This is a genomic window from Aquabacterium sp., assembly GCF_016234775.1.
GTDB lineage: Bacteria > Pseudomonadota > Gammaproteobacteria > Burkholderiales > Burkholderiaceae_C > Aquabacterium.
This window is the reverse complement of record NZ_JACRAH010000067.1, coordinates 1-6,585: the sequence shown is the minus strand read 5'-3', so window position 1 is coordinate 6,585 and position 6,585 is coordinate 1. Positions and strand designations below refer to the sequence as shown.

At 62.3% G+C, this 6,585-nt stretch carries 3 protein-coding genes; 1 reads left to right on the top strand and 2 read right to left on the bottom strand.

Going from position 1 to position 6,585, the window contains the following annotated elements:
* Window positions 1-3,917: cadherin domain-containing protein (locus HY836_RS18745; protein WP_290679479.1), on the top strand; the 3,917-nt coding region annotated here is incomplete at its 5' end.
* Between the two features lie 12 nt (window positions 3,918-3,929).
* Here HY836_RS18745 and HY836_RS18740 read toward each other — a convergent pair.
* The gene (locus HY836_RS18740; protein WP_290679477.1) at window positions 3,930-5,066 is read right to left on the bottom strand and encodes a PA0069 family radical SAM protein; all 1,137 of its coding nucleotides are present in this window, start codon (window positions 5,064-5,066) and stop codon (window positions 3,930-3,932) included.
* 57 nt (window positions 5,067-5,123) lie between these two features.
* Window positions 5,124-6,585 (bottom strand): OB-fold nucleic acid binding domain-containing protein (locus HY836_RS18735; RefSeq protein WP_367114730.1); only part of this gene is annotated, 1,462 nt, incomplete at its 5' end.

Here is a 6,585-nt window from a genome sequence, read left to right as displayed (position 1 = left end):
TGACCTACAGCATCTCCGGCGGGGCCGACTCAGCCAAGTTCAGCATCAACAGCTCAACGGGCGTACTGACTTTTGCTTCAGCGCCCGACTTCGAGTCGCCTACCGATGCCGGTGGCAACAATGTCTACGACGTGATTGTGGAAGTGTCAGACGGCACCAACGTCGATACACAAGCCATCGCCGTCACGGTCACTGCGCTCAACGACAACAACCCCGTCATCACCAGCGATGGCGGCGGCGCCTCAGCCGCCGTCAATGTGGCTGAGAACAGCACCGCAGTCACCACTGTGACGGCCACCGATGCGGATGCCGGCAGCACGCTGACCTACAGCATCTCTGGTGGCGTGGACGCCGCCAAGTTCTCCATCAACAGCTCGACGGGTGTGCTGACTTTCGCATCCGCGCCAGACTTTGAGTCACCCACAGACACAGGCGGCAACAACGTCTACGACGTGATCGTCCAGGTCTCGGACGGCACGAACACGGATACCCAGTCCATCGCGGTCACGGTTACCGCCGTCAACGACAACAACCCCGTCATCACCAGCGATGGTGGTGGCGCCTCAGCCGCCGTCAATGTGGCTGAGAACAGCACCGCTGTGACCACCGTCACCGCCACCGATGCGGACGCCGGCAGCACGCTGACCTACAGCATCATCGGCGGCGCCGATGCCGCCAAGTTCTCCGTCAACTCATCTACGGGCGCCCTGACCTTTGTGTCGGCTCCTGACTTCGAGAACCCCACCGATGCTGGCGCAGACAATGTCTACGACGTGACGGTTCAGGTCTCCGACGGCGCCAACACGGATTCACAAGCCATTGCGGTTACGGTCACGGATGTGAGCGACAACACACCCGTCATCACCAGCGATGGTGGTGGAGCGTCCGCAACCAGGAATGTGGCAGAGAATGGTACGGCCGTCACCACCGTGACCGCCACCGATGTGGACAGTGGCACCACCCTGACTTACAGCATCATCGGCGGTGCAGATTCGGCCAGGTTCTCGATCAACGCATCCACCGGCGTACTCACCTTCGTGTCGGCTCCTGACTACGAATCGCCAACTGACGCCGGCGGCAACAACGTTTATGACGTCACCATCCGGGTCAGTGACGGTGCCAACACCGATACGCAAGCGATTGCCGTCACGGTCACGGATGCGAACGATAGCGCCCCCGTCATCACCAGCGACGGCGGTGGGGCATCGGCTAACAAGAACGTGGCCGAGAACGGCACCGCTGTGACCGCGGTGACCGCCAACGATGCGGACACCGGCACCACACTGACCTACAGCATCTCTGGTGGCGCAGACTCAGCCAAGTTCAGCATCAACAGCTCAACGGGCGTACTGACTTTTGCTTCAGCGCCCGACTTCGAGTCACCCACTGACGCAGGCGGCAACAACGTCTACGACGTGATCGTGGAAGTATCCGACGGCACCAACACCGATACGCAAGCCATTGCCGTCACCGTCACGGACGTGAATGACAACGCGCCCGTGATCACGAGCGACGGTGGTGGCACCTCCGCCACGAAGAACGTAGCAGAGAACGGCACGGCCGTCACCACGGTCACCGCCACCGATTTAGACACAGGCACCACGCTGACTTACAGCATCACCGGTGGGGCCGACGCGGCCAGGTTCTCGATCAATTCGTCCACTGGTGTACTGACCTTTGTGTCTGCGCCGGACTACGAATCGCCGACTGATGCGGGTGGCAACAACGTCTATGACATCACCGTTCTAGTCTCCGACGGCACCAACACCGACACGCAGGCCATCGCCATCACCGTCACGGACATGAACGACCATGCGCCTGTCATTTCCAGCGATGGCGGCGCTGCCTCCTCCACGAAGAACATGGCCGAAAACGCCACCGCTGTCACCACCGTGACCGCCACCGATGTGGACACCGGCACCACGCTGACCTACAGCATCACGGGCGGCGCCGACGCGGCCAGGTTCAGCATCAACAGCTCGACGGGCGTGTTGACGTTTGTATCTGCGCCTGACTACGAATCGCCGACTGATGCGGGTGGCAACAACGTCTATGACGTCACCGTCCAGGTCAGCGATGGCACCAACACGGATACACAAGCCATTGCGGTCACGATCACGGATGTGAACGACAACGCCCCTGTCATCACCAGCGATGGTGGTGGCGCGTCTGCCACGAGGAACGTGGCGGAGAACAGCACGGCCGTGACCACCATCGCTGCCACCGATGCGGACAACGGCACCACGATGACCTACAGCATCACCGGCGGTGCCGATGCCAGCAAGTTCTCTATCAACTCGTCGACAGGCGTCCTGACCTTCGTATCGGCACCCAACTACGAAGCGCCCACCGATGCAGGCGGCAACAACGTCTATGACGTCACCGTTCAAGTGAGCGACGGCACCAACACGGACACTCAGGCCATTGCCGTCACGGTCACAGGCGTGAACGAATCCCCCACGGCTCAGATAACCCTGGGCAACTACAACGCCACAGAGAAGGTTGGCCTGACACTCCACGGCACCGGCATTCAAATCGCCGACCCTGACGCCTTGAGCGGCACTGTTCAGGCTCAACTGTCTGTCGGCCATGGCGTTCTGAACGTGAGCGCTGGCAATGCCGGGATCAGCATCACGGGGTCCGGCAGCAACACCGTGTCGATCACGGGCACGCTCGCGCAGATCAATCAACTGCTGTCTGGCAGCAGCACGGGCACGATCAGCTATGCGAACAACCACGATGCCCCCTCGCCGACCGACACCCTCACCTTGACCGTGAACGATCTGGGCAATACCGGCGCAGGCACGGCGCTCAGCGACAGTGCCACTGCCACCATTAATGTGACTGCGGTCAATGACACCCCGGTCATGAGTGCCATCACACTCACAGCCAACGCTGCACCATCGGCATCCTGGAGCAGCGGCACACTGCTCAACGGTTCAAGCGACCCAGACGGAGACACCTTGGCCGTTCGCGTGTTGCAAGGCCCCCAGCACGGCACACTGAGCATCAGCGGCAGCGGCCAGGTGACGTACACCACCAATGCGGGCTATGTGGGCAGCGACAGCTTCAGCTATGTGGCTTTCGATGGGCAAGCCGACAGCAGCAATGTGCGCGTGATGAGCATCCAGGCTTCTTCACCCCTTGTGGACATGGGCCCTGGCAGCAACACCTCCAACACCGACAGCCCCCCCCCCAAGGTCGACACCACCAACAAGAACGACAGCGACACCAGCACGCCCAAGCCAGGCAAGGTCAGCGAACCCAAGCCCGGTCGTGAGGAGCCCATTGTGGTGGCACCGCCGTCCGAGACCGACGTCACCGAAAGCACGGAGACGGGATCCGTTGGCGCATTGCTTCATCAGCTGACAAACAGCGCATGGACACCTGGCAGGTTCTCGGATACGTTCGGTACCGCAAGGCAGATCTTCTTCGCACCGCCCGCAGGGACCTATGTGACGTCCACCATGTCCACCGTGGCCAACGCACCCTCGGTCATGCAGTTGCTTGACCTGATCAAGCCCAACCTGGAACACGCACCGGACATCAACCTGTCGCTCACCCCGCTGAGCAGCGTGACGCACGCCCTGCCCGCCGGCCGTCTGGCCGATGCGGACACCGCCGACAACGACAGTGGCAGCGCCCCGATCCGTCTGACCAAAATCGCCACGTATTCGTCCGGGCTGAGCCTGTCGATCGGCACCATCTGGTGGACGGCGCGCATGTCAGGCCTGGTGACCAGCGCACTCATCAGCACCCCCGCCTGGCGATCGCTTGACCCCCTGCCTGTGGTGACATCGCCCACCGACGAGCAAGACGACGAACACGATGGCGACAGCCGTCTGGGCGACCGCGAAGTGGAGCATCTGTTCGACGGCGACAAGCCCGTCGAACAGGACATGCCCATCATCCAGTAAGGCGCACACCCATCAGAACAAGCCCAGCTGGACCTCGTCCTCCTGGTGCAAGGCGCTGCGATCAAAGCGGCTGCTGTCCAGTTCCAGCGCCAGGCGCCCCATGCCATGGCGCGCCGCCGCCTTGCGAACCCGCTGCGCGATCAAGCGAGCCCACACGCCTTCCCCCTTCATGCGCAAGCTGAAGTCAGCGTCATAGTCCTTGCCGCCACGCAATTCGCGCACCCGGGCCATGATGCGTGCGGCCTTGTCCGGCACGTGGTGCATCAGCCATTCTTCGAACAAGGACTTGACCTCCCAAGGCAGGCGCACCACCGTGTAGTGGATGTTCATGGCACCGGCCTGGGCGGCCGCCTCAATGATCTGCTCGATCTCGGGCTCATTGAGAAAAGGGATGATGGGCGCGACATTCACGCCAACCGGCACGCCAGCTTGCGCCAGCCTCTGCACGGTCTGCAAGCGGCGCAGGGGGGCCGCAGCACGTGGCTCCAGCCGCCTGGACAGATCGTTGTCCAGCGTGGTGATGCTGATCATCACATAGGCCTGCTTGCGGGCCCCTGCCACGGAGAGGATGTCCAGATCGCGCTCGACACCACTGTTCTTGGTCACGATGGTGAAAGGGTGCTGACAGGCATGCAGCACCTCCAGCACGCCACGCGTGATGCGCCACTCGCGCTCGACGGGTTGATAGGGATCGGTCGCCGAGCCAATGTTGATGGGCGATGGCTCGTGCCCCTGGCGGGCCAGTTCGCGCCGCAACAGGTCGGCTGCATTGACCTTGGCCATCAGGCGGGTTTCAAAATCCAGCCCAGGCGACAAGTTCAGGTAGCTGTGAGTAGGCCGGGCATAGCAGTAGATGCAGCCATGTTCGCAACCCCGGTAAGGATTGATCGACCAGGTGAACGGGATGTCCGGCGAATCATTGCGTGACAGGATGCTGCGAGCCTGCTCGGGCGTGACCTGCGTCGGGACGGGGGCCGCCACGTCATCCTCGCCCCACAAAGCGTGATCACCAGGTGGAGCCAGCTCGACGTGTTCATCCACTTCACGCTGCGCCCCCTCGAAGCGATGCGCAATCTGCGTCGTCGTGCCTCGCCCCTTGCGAGGCGCACTCAGCTTGCGCGGATCAGGGAGGGGCTGCACGATCGACATGCTGTATTTTCATACAGCATTCTACGCTTTGCAAGCACCACGCGAATGGTCCGAAGATCAGCCCTCGCCGTACACCACCGTAGCCTGCGCCTCCGGCATCAGCTCCTTGAAGCGCTGCATGGCCTGGTCGCTGGGGTACACGCGAGCTGCATCGCCCAACTCCATCTCGGCACGCGCGGCGATATCAAGCGTGCGCCGCTCGATGATCACGCGCACGGGCAAGCCTTGCACCGTGTCAGGCAGATCTGGCTGAGGCGCCTCGATGCGCCGCGCCGGGAACTCCCGCAACACATCGGCAATGGGGAACTTCTGATCCTTGGCCTGCACCCGCACGAAGCGCGCGTAACGGCAACGCGCCGCCGCCAGGCTGAAGACCTGCTGCACGTTCAGGCGCAAACCGCCCGAGAAGCGATCGGTCTGCACCTTGCCCTGGATGATGACGAGTTCGTCGTCCTTGAGCAGGTCCTTATTGGCGTCCAGCGTGTCCTGGTTGGCCACCGCCTCGATCACATCGCTCTTGTCGTCCAGTTTGAAGATGGCCACACGGCCGCGCGTGCCGTTGATGATGCGCAACTCGCTGATGATGCCTGAGACCACTTGCGGATCACGACTGTCCTTGAGGTCACCGATGCGCTGACGGGCAAAGCGCCGCACTTCGGACTCGGCCTCGTCAAACAAGTGGCCAGACAGGTAGAAGCCGATCGCGGTCTTTTCCAGCGACAGGCGTTCCTTCAACGTCCACGGTTCGGTAGGCACCAGTTCGGGCTCGTTGGTGGAGGCCGCATGGCTGTCACCGAAGTCGAACAGGCCGCCTTGATCGGCGTTGGCCACGAGCGTGTCAGCGTACTCGAAGGCCAGGCCCACACTGGCCAACAGGCCTGCGCGATGCGGCTCCAGCGAGTCAAACGCGCCTCCTTTGATCAGGGCCTCGACGACGCGCTTGTTGACCAGCTTGCGGTCCACGCGCGCGCAGAAATCGAAGAAGCTCTTGAAGGGCCCGTTCTCCTTGCGCTCGCGCACCAGCGCTTCGATGGCGCCCTGCCCTGTACCCTTGACCGCACCCAGCGCATAGCAGATGGTCTTGTTGCCCGTGGGCACAAAGCGCCACTCGCCCTGGTTCACATCGGGCGGCGTGAAGGTGATGCCGAAGTTCTGCGTGGCATCGTCATGGAAAATCTTGAGCTTGTCCGTGTCGTCACTCGACACGCTCATGTTCCCTGAGAAGAATTCGGCGGTGTAGTGCGCCTTCAACCAGGCCGTGTGATAGGCCAGCAAGGCATAGGCAGCTGCGTGCGACTTGTTGAAGCCGTAGCCCGCGAACTTCTCCATCAAGTCGAAGATTTCGTCGGCCAACTTCTGACTGATGTCGTTCTTGGCTGCACCGGCCGCGAAGATCGAGCGGTGCTCGGCCATCTCCTCGACCTTCTTCTTGCCCATCGCGCGGCGCAGCATGTCGGCGCCGCCGAGCGAGTAGCCCCCCACCTTCTGGGCCACCTGCATCACCTGCTCCTGGTAGACC

Bases quoted from the DNA above. Each gene is read 5' to 3' on its own strand.
- HY836_RS18740 (WP_290679477.1), bottom strand. From the start codon at position 5,066: ATGTCGATCGTGCAGCCCCTCCCTGATCCGCGCAAGCTGAGTGCGCCT.